Source organism: Clostridium transplantifaecale (assembly GCF_900626075.1).
GTDB lineage: Bacteria > Bacillota > Clostridia > Lachnospirales > Lachnospiraceae > Otoolea > Otoolea transplantifaecalis.
Genome location: NZ_UYZY01000007.1, coordinates 12,758 through 29,807, shown reverse-complemented (window position 1 = coordinate 29,807; position 17,050 = coordinate 12,758). Strand labels below are relative to the sequence as shown.

Sequence of the window (17,050 nt, the reverse complement as noted above, 5' to 3'; positions counted from 1 at the left end):
TTCGCGCAAAGCTCACCGTAATCAATAATGTAAAACACTCTCCGAAATTTTTATTACCATGCACTGCCCGGGTAAAACGTACGCCACGCATTTTACCCCGTTAAAGTATAGAAAGCAGACACAAAAGTCCTTTCACCACCGCAATCAGACAACGGAAAGCACGCCCCGCGGACTTTTCATTGCCAATCAATAAAATATGCCATATTGCAGTTCTGTCGCCAGGCTGCAATATGGCACTTACATTAAAGAATGTGCAACTGTTTATAAAATCGGCAGATATCCAAACAGAAGACCTGCCCCCATGAATATCACAAAAATTCCAATACACCATTTGAAAATATATCCCTGGTACTCGGCCAATGAGATTTCCGTCATATCCATCAGCAGATAAATAAACGGCACCAGCGGGCTCAGGAAATGGAACGCCTGCCCCATCAGGGCTGCAAAGCCAATCTGGAGATCGGTGAAACCATATGCCTGTGCGGTAGCGGCCAGAGGCGGTAATACACCGTAATAAAAAGCGTCATTATTAAGAAGATATGTACCGGGCGCGCTGACTACTGCGATAATAACTGCAAAATAACGTCCCAGTGATTCCGGAATTATTGATACAAGGAGCTGCGCAATGGCATTGGACATACCTGCGTCTTCCGGTCCGTTTAAAACTCCCATCAGGACTCCTGCTCCCAGAACCATCATAACAACGCTGATCATGTCGGGCGCCAGAGAACTGATAACCTTCCTCTGGGTTTTCTGGACAGGATAGTTTACCACCAGCGCAATTGCAGTTCCCACGCCAAAGAGAATCGCCGAGGATGCGAGTCCCATAATCAGGGACGCAATAATAGCAGCCGTCAAAATCACGTTAAACAGGATTAGTTTCGGACGTTTCCATTCGCGCTCTTCTCCGGAAATCTCCACCGTATTTACCGAGTTGGTAATATTTGCAATTCCCAGTCTTTTCCGTTCTTTTAATCCCAGATAATACGAAACTCCGATTACATAGATTGCCGAAAGAGCCATTCCCGGCACAAGCGGGGCGAGAATCTCGCCCGCATCCAGGTTCATGACCGACATAACGCGGGCGGTAGGGCCTCCCCACGGAATCAGGTTCATGATACAGTTCTGGAGAATAATCAGGTTGGCGAGATAAATCTTTTTGATTTTCAGCCTGTTGTAAATCGGAATCATCGCGGTACAGCAAATCATTACCGTCGTTGTTCCGTCGCCGTCAAGAGAAACGAAGGCGGCGAGAACGGCCGTTCCGACCAGAACCTTAAGCGGGTCTCCCTTACACCAGGCGACAACCCGGTCAACCATCGGGTCAAACATGCCGGCAGTAAGCATAACCCCAAAATACAGAATAGCAAATGTCATCATTGCAAATGTAGACGCAACGCTCTTAATTCCGTCCATGGCATACTTAAGCGTATCCCATCCATACCCCGCCAGCAGGCCGAAGACAATCGGCACCAGTATTAAAGACGTGAACGGACTCAATTTTTTGGCCATGATTAAGGCCATAAAGACAACGATCATAGCTAACCCCAGAAAAGCTAAAGACATAACATACTCCTCCTTTTATTTATATAATCTCTCGGAATCTCTAAGCCACTAAATTCAAGGCTTTCAGATTCACTTTTTATTAAAATCCCCCACTTTTTTGCCATAACACTTGACAACTTCATCGAAAAATGCGGCGCTCCGCGCCCTTGATTAAAAGTATATTTTTCGATTGGAGGCGATTTTCTTGTTACCTGTTAACTCTGGCGGTCACTCCGCCTATCAAGACTTTGTTCTTGAAAATCTTCGTATATACTATCCGAATCCTGATTCTATTGCCCGCTCCACTTGGGATATCATAGATCGGTTTTGGAACCTTGACCTTTCTTTCACGGATAGTTTTATGCGGGATAAATACTCTGTTTATGGTCCCAAACCCAGAACTCCCTCCTGTATGCAGCGGTCCTATCTGTTATCCCTTGATTTCAAAGTCTCTTCGCTGACTGACTGGGCCGCACAGCTTAAAATCAATCCTCTTTACGCCATCTTAAGTGGATTTGAGTTCGGGAACACTCCCGGTGTCGGCACTTTTTATGACTTCCTCGACCGTTTGTGGGATTCTGATGACAATCATCTTTCCCCTCATATCCAGCCTCTTAAGACAAAAGTTAAGAAGCCTAAAACCAAAGGCGCCAAGGCAGATTCTGTTGAGAAAATCAAAGTGGCGCAATTACTTCCCAAATTAGAAAACACCATTTTTGATATCAAAGACCAGCCTTATGCTTCCCTTTTTTCTCTTTATCAGAATGAATTCCTAAACAGGTCTGTTTCCAAGGGACTTATCAATCCCAAAGCTCTGGCTTTAGCTGGGGATGGAACTCCTGTTGTAACTTCTCACAGAGAGCGGAAACACCGCATCTGTGACTGTGCTTCGAACGGCATTACCGATTGTAACTGTGACAGATTTTTTTCTCAGCCTGACTGCGATATCGGTTGGGACTCCTCCAGAGACTGCTGGTATCATGGCTATGATTTATATATGCTTGTCGCATCGGATTCGGAAAGCGATCTTCCTGTCTTCCCTTTATTGAACTCCGCTTCAAAGCATGATTCTCACAGTTTTCTGCACACCTATTTCAGAATGAAAAGCTTTCTTCCCCATTTCAATGTCTCAAAGGTTCTACTGGATTCTGCTCATGACGCAATGCCTTACTATGAATATTTCAGGAAGGAAAACATCACACCTTTTATTGATCTCAATGAAAAGCGGGGCATCAAACTGCCTTACAAGGACGACTTCACCATTGGCAAAGACGGGGTTCCTGTATGCAGAGAAGGCAGATGTATGAATCATGATGGTTCTGAGCCTTCCAAACACCGTATAAAATTCAGATGTCCTTTAGCCAGCAGGAAATATGGATGCTCCTGTGAACATCCCTGCTCCCGTTCTAAATATGGAAGAACCGTACATGTGGCTATGAAAGATAATCCAAGGCTGTTTAATATTCCGCCTCGTGACTCGCAAGAATGGAAACTTGAGTATAACGCAAGAACTTCTGCTGAACGCTCGAACAAGCGTGAGAAAGTAGACTTTAAATTAGAAGACGGCAGACACCGCTCAACTAAGATGTGGTACTGCCGCCTCTACCACATCCTGATGCTGCAACATCTGGATGCATGGGATTTGCCTTTTGAATCTGCCCTAAGAAAGTTGATTCTACAAGCGGCATAATCCATTCCCTATTATAACTGATTTCTCAAGGCATAGCGACAGTTATGTCTATTTCTCCTACTCTTTTTTCCATTTTTTATTTCTTATCGGATAATAATCACTTTTCAATGTTCTGTTGCCAGCTTCGCTGGCATAATCACTCAAGATTCCGAGAGATCATTTATTTGCTTCTTTTGTTTTCTTTACTGCCATTCTATTCCGTGCTTCTTAATATCTCGTGAAAAAGTCTTAAAAAACATTCACATTTTAGTCGGATTAGCCACTCTTAGCGGAAAATTAACGGGATGTTTCTGCTATTTTTCTTATAATAAGAATAAGTAAGAAAAGGAAAGGTGGAAATTTATGTCGGACGGAACCGTATTGATTGTAGATGACGAACCTGCGATACGCAAGCTGCTTTCAAGAGTGGCTTCAAACTGCGGCTATGACGCTGTCACCGCCTCAAACGGCCATGAGGCAATAATCATGAGCCGCGACAGCAAAGTCAACCTGATCCTTCTGGATATTATGATGAACGGCAACGATGAGGGGTTTGAGGTAATCCGCCGTCTGAGGGCTGCGGGTAATGAAATCCCCATCATTGTCCTGAGCGGACGAACGGAAGACTTTGATACGCTGTACGGACTGGATATCGGGGCCGACGATTATATCGGCAAACCGTTTAACCCTGTCGTGTTGGGTGCGAAGATGAAAGCCCTGATTAGAAGAGATCAGAAAGCTTCCCGCTCTGTCCCGGACTTTATCACCGCCGGGCCATTCCGGTATAACAGCATGTCAATGGAACTTTTTAAGGAGGATCGCCGTATTCCGCTCTCCTCCCGGGAAAATGTTCTGATGAAACTGTTCCTCTGTAATGCAGGCCGCGTTTTTTCAAAAGAGCAGCTCTACGAACAGGTCTGGAACAGTTCCATCGTAGATAAAAATACCATTATGGTCTACATAAGCCATCTCCGGAACAAGATAGAGGATGATCCGAAAAACCCCAGATATCTGAAAACTGTCTGGGGCCTCGGATATAAATTCTCAGTTAAAAAATAGCAACTCACCGACTTATCCATAAATAAAACTGTCTGTTCCATCCGCTGCCTCTATTTTATATATGCAGCGGCTAATTTTATTCTTGCATAGAAGATACTTATGCCATAGAATAGAACTAATATGGTAAAATTTTTATAAAATAAGTAAAAATATGTACTATCATCTGTCACAAACCACTCCTGCAAAAGAAAGGATGCCACTCTATGTTGGAGCATTTTAAAGATACGCAGAAAATACAGGAACTCCTCCATGCGGCCCAGACCGGACTCTGGGCAATTGAACTGGACGAGGGCAGAAAGCCCAGAATGTACGCAGACAACGCCATGCTATACCTTCTCGGCTTTCATGAGACACCGTCCCCCGAGGAATGCTACCGCGCCTGGTATGAAAACATTGACGACGATTATTATGACTATGTCCAGGCCGCCGTGGAGAAAATAATTTCCGATGAGCGGGCCGAGGTTCAGTATCCCTGGAAGCACCCGGAATGGGGAGAGATTTTCATACGCTGCGGCGGCATGCGGGACTGGAGCTACACGGACGGCATCTGCCTGCGCGGATACCATCAGAACATCACTAACACGGTTATGCTGAAAAAGGAATACGACATTATCGTACAGACTCTCGGCGAGAGCTATACCGGCATTTTCCTGTGTAATTTAAATGATCAGACCTTTAAGACAATCAAAATCTCCGACCGTCTGAAAGAAATGGCCCAGGATGTTACAAATTACGGAAAGCTGTTCCGTCTGTATGCCCTGGAAGACGTCGCTGTCTCGTACCGTCCGCTGATTACGGATCTGGCCAATCCCGACTATATTGCCCGCAGGCTCTCCCACGGTGAAAAACAGTTTGAACTGCTTTTCAGGAATGTGGCCGGAGGCTGGAGGCGCATTAAGATTCTTCCGGTATCGGAATTCTCCGCACAGTATCCGTGGGTGATCGCGGCTTTTGACGAGCAGGATGATAAACAGGAAGCCCAGATGCGGGAGGATGTACTTTCCACGCTCTGCCAGTGCTACTATTCCATCTATCTGTTTGATCTCGACAATGATATCGAGGAAGCAATCTGGCAGGAAGATTTCATCCGCGAAAGCCATGATTTTCCCAAGGGAAACCTCAGCGTCTACTATGAAAAATTTGTACGTAATCTTGTATTTGAGGAGGATCAGGAAAAAATGCTCCGCGCCGGCAGCCCTGATTTTCTCCGTAAGACGCTGTCCCAGCAGCAGCCTGTCTACGATGTGGACTTCAGGCGTATTTACCCGGAAGGCCTTCTCTGGGTCCGTTCCCGTTTCAGTATTGCGGAGATGACGGACGGGCGGGTTAGCAAGGTGATTTTTGCGAACATGCAGATACAGGATCAGAAGATCAAGGAGCTGGAAGAAGAACAGCAGAAAAAACTGTATTTTGAACTGCAGAATATTATCCAGGGACTTTCCGCATTCTACCAGTCTGTATTTTACGTCGATTTGTCAGCGGAAACCTTCCAGCACTTCAATATCATGGACGACATAGCGGCCCGGCTTAACGGTGATACCGGTTTTGACAGCTTAAAAATTGTTTTATGTGATTTTGTCCACGAGGAGGACCGGGAACTATTTGCCACTAAGCTTTCTCTCGATGAAATCCGCAGAAGAATATCGGGCGGCGAGACGATTTATTCCTTTGAATACCGCAGAAAATACGGTAATTCCTACGGCTGGATGCGCATGCATGTCATCCTGGCCGAGAGCCGCGCAGGCGTGCCGATCAAAGCCGTCCTGGCCTCCCACAGCGTGGATGAGGAAAAGGAACTTGAAGAACAGAACCGCAAGGCTCTGATTGCCGCCTATGAGACAGCAAAAAAGGCCAACGAGGCTAAAAGCAATTTCCTTGCCCAAATGTCTCACGATATCAGGACACCGTTAAATGCTATCACGGGAATGACGTCCATCGCCATGTCACAGGCCGGAAATCCTGAGAAAACAAGTGACTGTCTGCAGAAAATTTCTCTCTCCAGCTACCACCTGCTGGAACTGATTAACGACGTGCTGGATATGTCCAAGATAGAAAAAGGAAAGCTGGAGCTCTCGGAAGAACCATTTTCTCTGCGGGAACTGATGGAGAACGTTAACTCCATCCTCTCTTCCCAGGCCTCCGCTAAAAACCAGGGTATCATTTTCCATACGTCAGAACTGATCCATGATAATCTGCTGGGAGACGCCGGCCGAATCAGGCAGGTTCTGATCAATCTCCTCACAAATTCTGTCAAGTACACACCGGAGAATGGAACGATTATCGTCACCGCACAGGAGGTATCCCCGCGTCTTCCGGGATACGGCTCTTTTGTCTTCACTGTGGAGGACAATGGAATCGGCATGTCGAAAGATTTTTTAAATTACATATTTGTTCCATTTTCCAGGGCGGAGGAGGCTAAATCCTGCCATATCCAAGGCACTGGACTGGGAATGCCTATCGCCCTCGGGATTGTTACCGCCATGCAGGGTAATATCCAGGTGGAAAGCAGGCCGGGAAAGGGGAGCCGTTTTATTGTTACCCTCAATTTAAAGATTGCCGAACCGCTCCCCGTAAAGCCGGCCGGCCCCGAATTTACCCCCGCTCTGTCCTCCTCTTCCGAACTGCCGGAAATCAGGCAAAAAGCCGCCGGAAAACATCTGCTGCTGGCAGAGGATAATCTGTTAAACATGGAGATTGCCCAGACCATCCTTTCGGATGCCGGTTTCACGGTAGACGGCGCATTTAATGGTGAGGAGGCGCTCCGGCGTTTCCTGGATTCAGAGCCAGGCACCTACGATGCAATCCTTATGGATCTTCAGATGCCGGTCATGGACGGCTATACGGCCACCCGTAAAATCAGGACCAGCTCACACCCACAGGCCTCTGAAATTCTCATCATCGCACTGACAGCCAATGCCTTTGCCGAAGATATCACCAAAGCTCTGACCGCGGGAATGAACGACCATGTGTCAAAGCCAATCGATTACAGGCAGTTGTTTGAACTTTTGACCCGATAAAAAAGAGTTTCCTATGAAATGAAAAAGCCCTGTGCCGTTTGGCACAGGGCTAAATCATTAGGAATTCGGATTTCAAAAAGGTTAAAGGATTTAATTCGTTTGTATCGTGCATTTATTATGTTTATAGTATAGCACCCTTCTCAGAAAAATGTTTGTATTCTCTTTGAATAAATTATGAAGACTTTCTTAATATTGCACTTTTGACTGCAATAAAAATGCCTCTTTCTGCATTATAGCAGAAAATAAATTTATTTTCGGGTTCAGCCCTTTTTGAACATATCACAGAAATCGAAGGTTGCAAAGTAATCTTCCGGTGTCTCTTCCCGTCTGATCATCTGTACGGAACCGTCCTCTTTGAGAAGAAGCTCTGCCGATCTCAGCTTTCCGTTGTAATTATATCCCATAGAAAATCCGTGCGCTCCCGTATCGTGGATAACCAGTAAATCTCCCGGCTGAATCTCAGGGAGCATCCTGTCGATTGCAAACTTGTCATTATTTTCGCAGAGAGAGCCAACCACATCATATTTATGATCACACGGCTGATCCTCTTTTCCCATCACGGTAATATGATGGTAAGCGCCGTACATGGCCGGACGCATCAGGTTCACGGCACAGGCATCCACTCCGATATATTCTTTGTGTGTATGTTTTTCATGGATGGCGGTTGTCACAAGGCAGCCGTAAGGCGCGAGCATGAAACGTCCCAGCTCCGTATAGAGCGCCACATCCCCCATCCCCGCCGGTACGAGAACTTCCTCGTACACTTTTCTTACACCCTCTCCAATGGCAAAAATATCATTCGCCTCCTGGCCGGGACGGTAAGGAATTCCCACGCCGCCCGACAGGTTGATGAAACGGATATCTGCTCCCGTCTCCTCTTTCAGCTTTACCGCTACCTCAAACAGGATTTTTGCAAGCATCGGATAGTATTCATTCGTCACCGTATTGCTGGCAAGAAATGCATGGATCCCAAAATGCTTTGCCCCTTTTGCCTTTAATACCTTAAACGCCTCAAAAAGCTGTTCCGTGGTCATGCCGTATTTGGAGTCTCCCGGATTATCCATAATATCGTTGCTGATCTTGAACAGGCCGCCCGGATTGTAACGGCAGCTGATAGTCTCGGGAATCGAACCGATGGTCTTCTCCAGAAAATCAATATGGGTAAAATCATCCAGGTTAATGACGGCTCCCAGCTCACTGGCCAGTTTAAATTCTTCCGGAGGAGTGTCGTTGGAAGAAAACATAATTTTCTCCCCTTCAAAATTCATGGCCTGAGCCATCATAAGCTCGGTCAGGGAAGAACAGTCCACTCCGCTTCCCGTCTTTTTAAGAATGTCGATGATAAACGGGTTCGGAGTCGCCTTCACCGCAAAATACTCCCTGAATCCCTTATTCCATGCAAATGCCTTGTTTAAACGCTCTGAATTCTCCCTTATTCCTTTCTCATCATAGAGATGGAACGGAGTAGGGTATGTCTTTATAATCTCCTGAAGCTGAGCCAGTGTGACAAATGGTTTCTTTTCCATTGCGGTATCCTCCCTTGTATCTGTCAAAATATATTTTTCTGCCTGCATGTACGTTTCTGCTGATACGTAAAAAGAGCCTGAACCGGTTCCGGAAACTGATTTTCCTGAATTCGGGGCAGACTCCATTGTCCTGATATTATTTATACACTATTTTTCCGGATTGATCAACCTGTATTCCTGGAAAAGTGGGGGATTTAATTGAGAAATGAGGACGCCGCCGTCAGGCCAGGGGCCGGGGTGGTGAGGGGGATCGATGGGTCTTTCGTCCCGGGCGTCAGGTTATCGCAGGCGGGGAATCCGGGCAGAAAAAGTTCCTGCGGGAAACGCTCGCGCTCTTTGGAGTACATAATGGTACTAACCTCGAAAAGACCTCGGTAAGTACCAATGAACTCCCAGGTTCCCTCCGGAATCTTTTTCTCCCTTCTTCCCCCGCAGGAAGGTTATGGCCGGGACGAAAGACTCAGCCAAGATGGCTGCCCGGCCCCTGGCCTGCGGCGGCTAATCTGTCCTCTTTCTTCAATGGGGAGGCGCTTGTCGCTGTCACTACGTTGCTCAGGATGCCTAAAAACTATATCCTGTTCACTATGAGACTGTGTAAGCTTATAATCCTATAGAGTTTATCATGATACTCTTTTTATGCAGCCCAAAATGCCGTTAAAATGTAAAAGAATCACGACTATATAGTGGCCGCGACAATACCTCTCCCACACTTGACGAAAGAGACAATCAGCCCCTGAAGCCGGCGGACGGGGCAGTCACTTTCCCTGAGTCTTCAGTCCCGTCGACAATCTGCCCGGGGAAGGAAGGAGAAAACTTTCCGAAGGGGACCTTGGAGCCCACCGGTGCTTAGACGGCGTTCTTTGACGTCTTAGCATCCGCTGTGCGCTCCACCAGCGGGAGCGAGTCCCCGTAGGAATTTTTTCTCCTGGATTCCCCCTCACCACAACCTTCAAACCGGGACTGAAGACTCATAAACACCCCCCACTCCCCCGTCCGCCGTCTTACAGAGGCGTCCTCGCATCTCAACTAAACTCTCAATCCACCTCCACCACACGCATAATATTCGTATCAGCTGCCGGTGAATGGCGGTTAGCATAAGTCACAACGCCTGCCGTCGCTACGACAATATCTCCCGTTTCCACAATTTTCTTCTCTTTCAGAAGCTCAATCGAAGAATAAATCAGAACGTCGGTTGACTCGGCGCGTTTTGCGTGGAACGGTTTCACTCCCCAATAGAGCTGCATCTGCCTGACGGCCGACATACTCGGGGAAAGTCCTGCGATAATTGCATTCGGGCGCCATTTGGAAAGCATCCTGGTCGTGAATCCGCTGATACTCGGCGCCACAATGACGCGGGCTCCCAGATCATGGGCGGTGGATACGGAAGAATAACAGACGGCGTTGGAAATGTTCTTTACATTCTCCGCGCTGACTTTCCTCTTCTGATAGGAAAGGTAATCGAGATGTTTCTCGGAATCTTCCACAATCTGGCTCATCATTCTGACTGCCTCCACCGGATAATGGCCCATGGCCGTCTCTCCGGAGAGCATCACGGCATCCGTGCCGTCGTATACAGCATTCGCAACGTCCGTCACCTCCGCACGCGTCGGCCTCGGGTTTCGAATCATGGAATCCAGCATCTGGGTGGCCGTGATAACCACCTTGCATGCCTCATTACATTTTCGAATCAGCATCTTCTGGATATAAGGAACCTTCTCGGCCGGAATCTCGACGCCCATGTCCCCGCGGGCAACCATGACGCCGTCGCTCGCCTCGATAATCTCATCGATATTCTCGATTCCCTCGGCATTCTCAATCTTTGCAATAATCTGCATCGTCGAGCCGCCGTCCTCTATAATCCGGCGTATCTCCCTGATAGCGTCCGCGTTCCTTACAAAGGAGGCTGCTACAAAGTCAAAGCGTGCCTCAATACCGAATCGGATGTCATCCTTATCTTTATCCGTCAGGGCCGGAAGCTTAATCTTAACGTTCGGGACATTGACGCCCTTCTGTTCTCCCAGTTCTCCTCCGTTGATGATCGTACAGACAATTTCCCGTCCGTTTACCGCTTCGACGTCCAGTTCAATCAGTCCGTCGTCGATCAGAATCTTGTCACCTTTTTTCACATCTTCCACAAGGCCCGAATAGTTGATATATCCTCTCTTATCATCCCCAATGATTTCTTCTGTTGTGAGGATGTATGTTTCCCCTTCTTTCAGCATAACCTTACGGCCGTCTTTCAGCTTTCCGGTACGGATCTCCGGTCCCTTTGTGTCAAGCAGGGCTGCAATCGGAAGATCCAGCTCTTCCCTGACGCTTTCAAGGATTCTGAGACGTCCCATATGCTCCTCGTAGTCCCCATGCGAGAAGTTAAATCTGGCTACATCCATACCATTTAAGGCAAGCTGTTTCATCACTTCCCTGTCGTTGGTATTCGGCCCCATGGTACAGATAATTTTTGTTTTCTTCATCGGTCAATATTCCTCCTGTCACCGTTTTGCATCTTTTTCAGGTCTTCTATCTTTGTCTAACTATAATATAACCTATGTTACTGCATTTCTTTCAGCTCTTCTTCACTTACATGTTTATGAGTATATAAATGATCCATGCAATATTCAAGGCCGCCCGCGCATTTTGAACAGTATCTGAACTCCAGGCCCGGATTGTCCTTCTCCGTTCTTCCGCATACGGCGCATTTGTGATGGGACAGAATAATCTTCTGTACCTCGGCCTTCTTCATCTGCGATTTGAATTCCTGCTTTCTCTTCACTTCTTTCGGATTAATCTGCCTGTAGTTTCTCGTCATCAGGAAGAAAATCACGAAGTTCAGCATGGACAGGCCGATTCCAATCCTGGAAACGATTCCACCGAAAAAGAAATCATAGACAAACTGGGCGCCGATAAAGATACCAAGCCATTTTGCCTTGATCGGCAGGATACCCATGAGCCAGAACTGCATCTCCGGAAAGGTGGCTGCAAATGCCAGCAGCAGAGACTCATTCAGGTAATACGTGGTCAGCGGATAGGAAACCCCCGTCACAAAATAAATGATAAACGCCGCCAGAACATGGCCGAGAACTCCCATAAAGAAATAAACGTTGAACCGGAATGCTCCCCAAGTGCGCTCCAGAGTCGTTCCCAGCGAATAGTAAAGATACATTGCAATCAGGTTAAACAAAATTCCCGATGCGGGCGGACAGATCAAAAACGTCACGATTCGCCATACCTGGCCGCGAAGAATGGCTCCTGCATCCAGGGACAGGTACATATAATAGAACATCGGGTTGATCAGATTCAGCAGAATTCCTGCCAGATACATGATGATAATATAGTACATCAGATTGCGGATTGCATACTTCCCGTACTTATATTCCATTTTCCTAAAAAAATTCATAGTTCACATCCTTTTCTTCATTAAAAGGCCGTAAAAATGCCTTTTGAATTCTAATTATAGATACCGGTGCCTGCTTTGTCAAATGTATTTAAATGTATACAATAAGCAGCCCCGGAAAGCGGTTCAAAGCCCCGCCAGTTTACGGCTGGCGTAAACGGCCTAAAAGCGTCATTTTTCCCGTTTTTCCGACCGGCATTAACTGCTTTTTAACACCGTTTTAACAGCTTTGCCGCCTTTCCTCCAAATGTCTTCCACAATAGGCAAAATTAACAAATAAGCGCGTTTTTTAGCGGCTTTTTAACGCATAGGATCAATTGTTTTCTTTCCTATTCTATGTTAAACTTAGGCCGAATACATGTGTAATACAAAGGAGGGAAGGGGTAATCCCCGACTGATCATGAATTCTAATAAAAGATTAGGAATCGACATAGGTTCCACCACAGTAAAAATCTCCATCATTGACGATGCGGGCGAGATTCTCTTTGCCGATTACGAGCGTCACTTTGCCAATATCCAGGAAACCCTCTCGGGTCTTCTGAAAAAGGGCGCTGATGTTCTGGGCAATCTGAGTGTAGAACCAATGATTACAGGTTCAGGCGGTCTGACACTTTCCAAACATCTGGGTGTTCCATTTGTCCAGGAAGTCGTAGCCGTAGCCACATCCTTAAAAGACTTTGCTCCCCAGACCGATGTTGCCATCGAGCTAGGAGGAGAAGACGCCAAAATAATTTATTTCACCGGTGGTATCGATCAGCGGATGAACGGAATCTGCGCCGGGGGTACCGGCTCTTTTATTGACCAGATGGCCTCTCTGCTTCAGACAGACGCATCCGGACTGAACGATTACGCCAAAAACTATAAATCCATCTACCCGATCGCCGCCCGCTGCGGTGTCTTTGCAAAATCCGACATCCAGCCGCTTATTAACGAGGGCGCCACGAAGGAAGATCTCTCCGCCTCTATTTTCCAGGCTGTTGTAAACCAGACAATCAGCGGCCTGGCCTGCGGCAAACCAATCCGCGGCAACGTGGCATTCCTCGGCGGACCGCTCCACTTCCTGTCCGAACTGCGCGCAGCTTTTATCAGGACACTGAATCTGGGCGAAGACCAGATCATTGCCCCATCCCACTCGCACCTTTTCGCCGCCGTGGGCGCCGCCATGAACTCGGAAGGTAAGGCTACTGTAACACTGGAAGATATGATCGAACGTCTCTCCCACGGCATCAGAATGGACTTTGAAGTCAACCGCATGGAGCCTCTCTTTGAAAACCGTGAGGCATACGGTGAGTTCACAAAGCGCCATGAGAGCCACAATGTGAGAAAAGCCGATTTATCCACCTATGAGGGCAACTGCTATCTCGGCATCGACGCCGGTTCCACCACCACAAAGGTGGCCCTGGTCAGCGAGGACGGAGCTCTCCTTTATCATTTCTACAGCAACAATAACGGAAGCCCGCTGGCGACCGCAATCCGCGCCATGAAGGAGATCCATGAGATTCTTCCCGAAAAGGCAAACATCGTATATTCCTGTTCCACCGGCTACGGTGAGGCGCTGTTAAAAGCGGCGCTGATGCTGGATGAGGGCGAAGTTGAGACCATCTCCCACTACTATGCGGCCGCAGCTTTTGAGCCGAATGTGGACTGCATTCTGGATATCGGCGGACAGGATATGAAGTGCATCAAGATCAAGGACGGCACCGTGGACAGCGTACAGCTCAACGAGGCATGCTCCTCCGGCTGCGGCTCCTTCATCGAAACCTTTGCAAAGTCTTTAAACTATAGCGTAATTGATTTTGCTAAAGAAGCCCTGTTTGCAAAGAACCCGACCGACCTGGGAACGCGATGCACCGTTTTTATGAACTCCAACGTAAAGCAGGCCCAGAAGGAGGGCGCAACCGTCTCCGATATTTCCGCAGGCCTCGCTTACTCCGTCATCAAGAATGCGCTGTTCAAGGTAATAAAAATCACCAGCGCCGAGGATCTCGGACATCACGTTGTCGTACAGGGAGGCACGTTTTACAATGACGCCGTCCTCCGGAGCTTTGAGAAAATCGCCGGCTGTGAGGCCGTGCGTCCCGATATCGCCGGAATCATGGGCGCCTTCGGAGCCGCTCTCATCGCCAGGGAACGCTACAATGAATCAAAGACCACTACGATGCTCCCGATGGATAAGATTTTAAATCTTTCCTATGAGACCAAGATGGCCAGATGCCAGGGCTGCACCAACCACTGTGTCCTGACGATCAACCGTTTCGACGGCGGCCGCCAGTTCGTAAGCGGAAACCGCTGTGAACGCGGTCTCGGCGGCACAAGGGCCAAACGCGACGCCCCCAACCTTTTTGACTATAAATACCACCGAATGTTTGACTTCGAGCCTCTGACCGCCGATATGGCGCCCCGCGGCACTGTAGGAATCCCGAGAGTCCTCAATATGTATGAGAACTACCCGTTCTGGGCCGTCTTCTTTAAAGCATTGGGATTCCGCACCGTGCTCTCCCCCCAGTCTACGAGAAAAATCTACGAGCTGGGAATTGAGACGATACCAAGTGAGTCGGAATGTTATCCCGCCAAGCTGGTGCACGGTCACATACAATGGCTGATTAAACAGGGAATTGAGTACATATTCTACCCCTGCATCCCTTACGAGCGCAACGAGACTCCCGATGCAGGCAACCACTTTAACTGCCCGATGGTCACCTCTTATGCAGAGAATATTAAGAATAACGTCGAGGAGCTGACCGAGCACAAGGTGAAATTCTCCAATCCGTTCATGGCTTTTACCGATGAAGAGATTCTGACCAAACGCCTGATTGAAGTTTTCCGTGAAGATTTCTCCATTCCGGAACAGGAAATCCGCGATGCGGCTAAGAAGGGCTGGAAAGAACTGCTTGACTCCAGAAAAGACATGGAGAAAAAGGGCGAGGAAGTTCTTAAGTGGATGAAGGAAACGGGCCATCACGGTATTGTCCTGGCCGGTCGTCCTTACCACGTGGATCCGGAAATCAACCACGGAATCCCGGAGCTTATCACCTCCTACGGTTTTGCCGTACTGACGGAGGATGCCGTTTCCCATATGGGCCGTGTGGATCGGCCGCTGATCGTCACAGACCAGTGGATGTACCACTCCCGCCTCTACGAAGCTGCGTGCTTTGTCAAGACTCAGCCGAACCTGGATTTAATCCAGCTCAACTCATTCGGCTGCGGCCTGGACGCCGTCACTACCGATCAGGTGAATGATATCCTGACGCGTTCCGGCAAGATATACACCCTGCTCAAAATTGACGAGGTCAATAACCTGGGAGCCGCCAGAATCCGCGTGCGTTCCCTGATCTCCGCAATCCGTGTCAGGGAGATGAAACATTACCACAAATCGGCCGTATCAAGCGCCTACAGCCGTGTCTTCTTCACCAAAGAGATGAAGAAAGATTATACCATCCTCTGCCCGCAGATGTCCCCGATTCACTTTGAGCTGATCGAGAAAGCGGTCAGGAGCTTTGGCTACAAGCTGGAGGTTTTGCAGAATGCGGACCGCAGGGCCGTCGACACGGGACTGAAGTATGTCAATAACGACGCCTGCTATCCTTCCCTGATTGTGGTGGGCCAGATTATGGACGCCCTGCTCTCGGGCAAATACGATTTAAACCGCACGGCCGTGATTATGAGCCAGACAGGCGGCGGCTGCCGTGCATCCAACTATATCGGTTTTATCAGGCGTGCCTTAGAGCGTGCCGGTATGCCGCAGATTCCCGTTATCTCCTTAAATGCCAACGGCATGGAGACAAACCCGGGATTCAAGATCACACTGCCCCTGATTACAAAAGCAATGCAGGCGGTTGTATATGGAGATTTGTTCATGCGCGTGCTCTACGCCACCAGGCCTTACGAAGCGAAGCCCGGTTCGGCCAACGCACTCCATGAAAAATGGCGGGATATCTGCCAGAAATCTCTTTCCAAACGCGCTCCGAACATGATGGAGTTTAACAAAAACCTCCGCGGCATCATTAAGGACTTCGATGAACTTCCGCGCAGAAACGTCGTAAAACCGAAGGTGGGCATTGTCGGGGAGATCCTCGTAAAGTTCTCTCCTCTCGCTAACAACCACGTGGTGGATCTGCTGGAATCCGAGGGTGCGGAAGCCGTTATGCCGGATCTTATGGACTTCCTGCTGTATTGTTTCTACAACAGTAACTTTAAGGCGGATAACCTGGGCGGCAAACGCTCCAGCGCTTATCTTTGCAATATGGGAATCTCACTGCTTGAATATTTCCGCCGGACGTCCAGAAAGGCGCTGGAACGGAGCGTACACTTCATTCCTCCGGCCAAAATCGACGACCTGGCCTCCATGGCCTCACACTATGTTTCCATCGGCAACCAGACCGGCGAGGGCTGGTTCCTCACGGGAGAGATGCTGGAGCTGATCAAGAGCGGAACTAAAAATATTATCTGCACCCAGCCGTTTGGCTGTCTGCCGAACCATATCGTAGGCAAAGGAGTCATCAAGGAACTGCGCCGCAGCCATCCTGAAGCCAACATCATCGCCATCGATTACGACCCGGGCGCGAGTGAGGTCAACCAGTTAAACCGTATCAAACTCATGCTGGCAACAGCACAGAAAAATATAGGCAAACCGGGAGAAGTTTCCTAGTTTCGCTGAACTGGAAATTTTTTACTGAGTTTCTTCCAATTTTTTGCTGACAATTTTCTTCCAACATGGTATACTATGAATACTTGATGAGGTTTTTTCGAATCTAGTATGAGTCACACCTAAATACTTAGCGAGGTTTTTCCGAGCTTAGCATTTACGGTGTACTATGAATACTTGATGAGGTTTTTCGAATCT

Annotated in this window: 10 protein-coding genes; 4 read left to right on the top strand and 6 right to left on the bottom strand. The window is 48.1% G+C overall.

The window, feature by feature from the left end; translation table 11 throughout:
• Window positions 1-261: 261 nt before the first annotated feature.
• Window positions 262-1,566, bottom strand: coding sequence for a CitMHS family transporter (locus EJL91_RS21275; protein WP_125143981.1), 1,305 nt, complete (start codon window positions 1,564-1,566; stop codon window positions 262-264).
• A gap of 184 nt (window positions 1,567-1,750) precedes the next feature.
• Between EJL91_RS21275 and EJL91_RS21265 the strand changes: the two genes are divergently transcribed.
• From EJL91_RS21265 to EJL91_RS21255, 3 genes are all read left to right on the top strand, one after another.
• Window positions 1,751-3,235 (top strand): hypothetical protein, encoded by a 1,485-nt coding sequence (locus tag EJL91_RS21265; protein WP_125143980.1) that lies wholly within the window; start codon window positions 1,751-1,753, stop codon window positions 3,233-3,235.
• 342 nt (window positions 3,236-3,577) lie between these two features.
• Window positions 3,578-4,273 (top strand): response regulator transcription factor, encoded by a 696-nt coding sequence (locus EJL91_RS21260; RefSeq protein ID WP_125143979.1) that lies wholly within the window; start codon window positions 3,578-3,580, stop codon window positions 4,271-4,273.
• Between the two features lie 203 nt (window positions 4,274-4,476).
• Window positions 4,477-7,290, top strand: a complete 2,814-nt coding sequence (locus EJL91_RS21255; protein WP_125143978.1) for a hybrid sensor histidine kinase/response regulator — start codon at window positions 4,477-4,479, stop codon at window positions 7,288-7,290.
• 260 nt (window positions 7,291-7,550) lie between these two features.
• Here the strand turns inward: EJL91_RS21255 and EJL91_RS21250 are convergent, their stop codons facing one another.
• From EJL91_RS21250 to EJL91_RS21240, 5 genes are all read right to left on the bottom strand, one after another.
• Window positions 7,551-8,816 (bottom strand): diaminopimelate decarboxylase, encoded by a 1,266-nt coding sequence (locus tag EJL91_RS21250; RefSeq protein WP_125143977.1) that lies wholly within the window; start codon window positions 8,814-8,816, stop codon window positions 7,551-7,553.
• 194 nt (window positions 8,817-9,010) lie between these two features.
• The gene (locus tag EJL91_RS24710; protein WP_164516913.1) at window positions 9,011-9,163 is read right to left on the bottom strand and encodes a hypothetical protein; all 153 of its coding nucleotides are present in this window, start codon (window positions 9,161-9,163) and stop codon (window positions 9,011-9,013) included.
• A gap of 499 nt (window positions 9,164-9,662) precedes the next feature.
• Window positions 9,663-9,788, bottom strand: a complete 126-nt coding sequence (locus tag EJL91_RS25200) for a hypothetical protein (RefSeq protein ID WP_279230060.1) — start codon at window positions 9,786-9,788, stop codon at window positions 9,663-9,665.
• Window positions 9,789-9,850: 62 nt separating this feature from the next.
• Window positions 9,851-11,287: a pyruvate kinase gene (pyk, locus tag EJL91_RS21245; protein WP_125143976.1), complete on the bottom strand. Its 1,437-nt coding sequence runs from the start codon at window positions 11,285-11,287 to the stop codon at window positions 9,851-9,853.
• 77 nt (window positions 11,288-11,364) lie between these two features.
• On the bottom strand, window positions 11,365-12,210 hold the full coding sequence (locus EJL91_RS21240; RefSeq protein WP_125143975.1) for a rhomboid family intramembrane serine protease: 846 nt from the start codon (window positions 12,208-12,210) through the stop codon (window positions 11,365-11,367).
• A gap of 397 nt (window positions 12,211-12,607) precedes the next feature.
• On the opposite strand from EJL91_RS21240, the gene EJL91_RS21235 reads away from it, so the two are divergent.
• Window positions 12,608-16,855: an acyl-CoA dehydratase activase-related protein gene (locus tag EJL91_RS21235; protein ID WP_125143974.1), complete on the top strand. Its 4,248-nt coding sequence runs from the start codon at window positions 12,608-12,610 to the stop codon at window positions 16,853-16,855.
• Window positions 16,856-17,050: the final 195 nt, after the last annotated feature.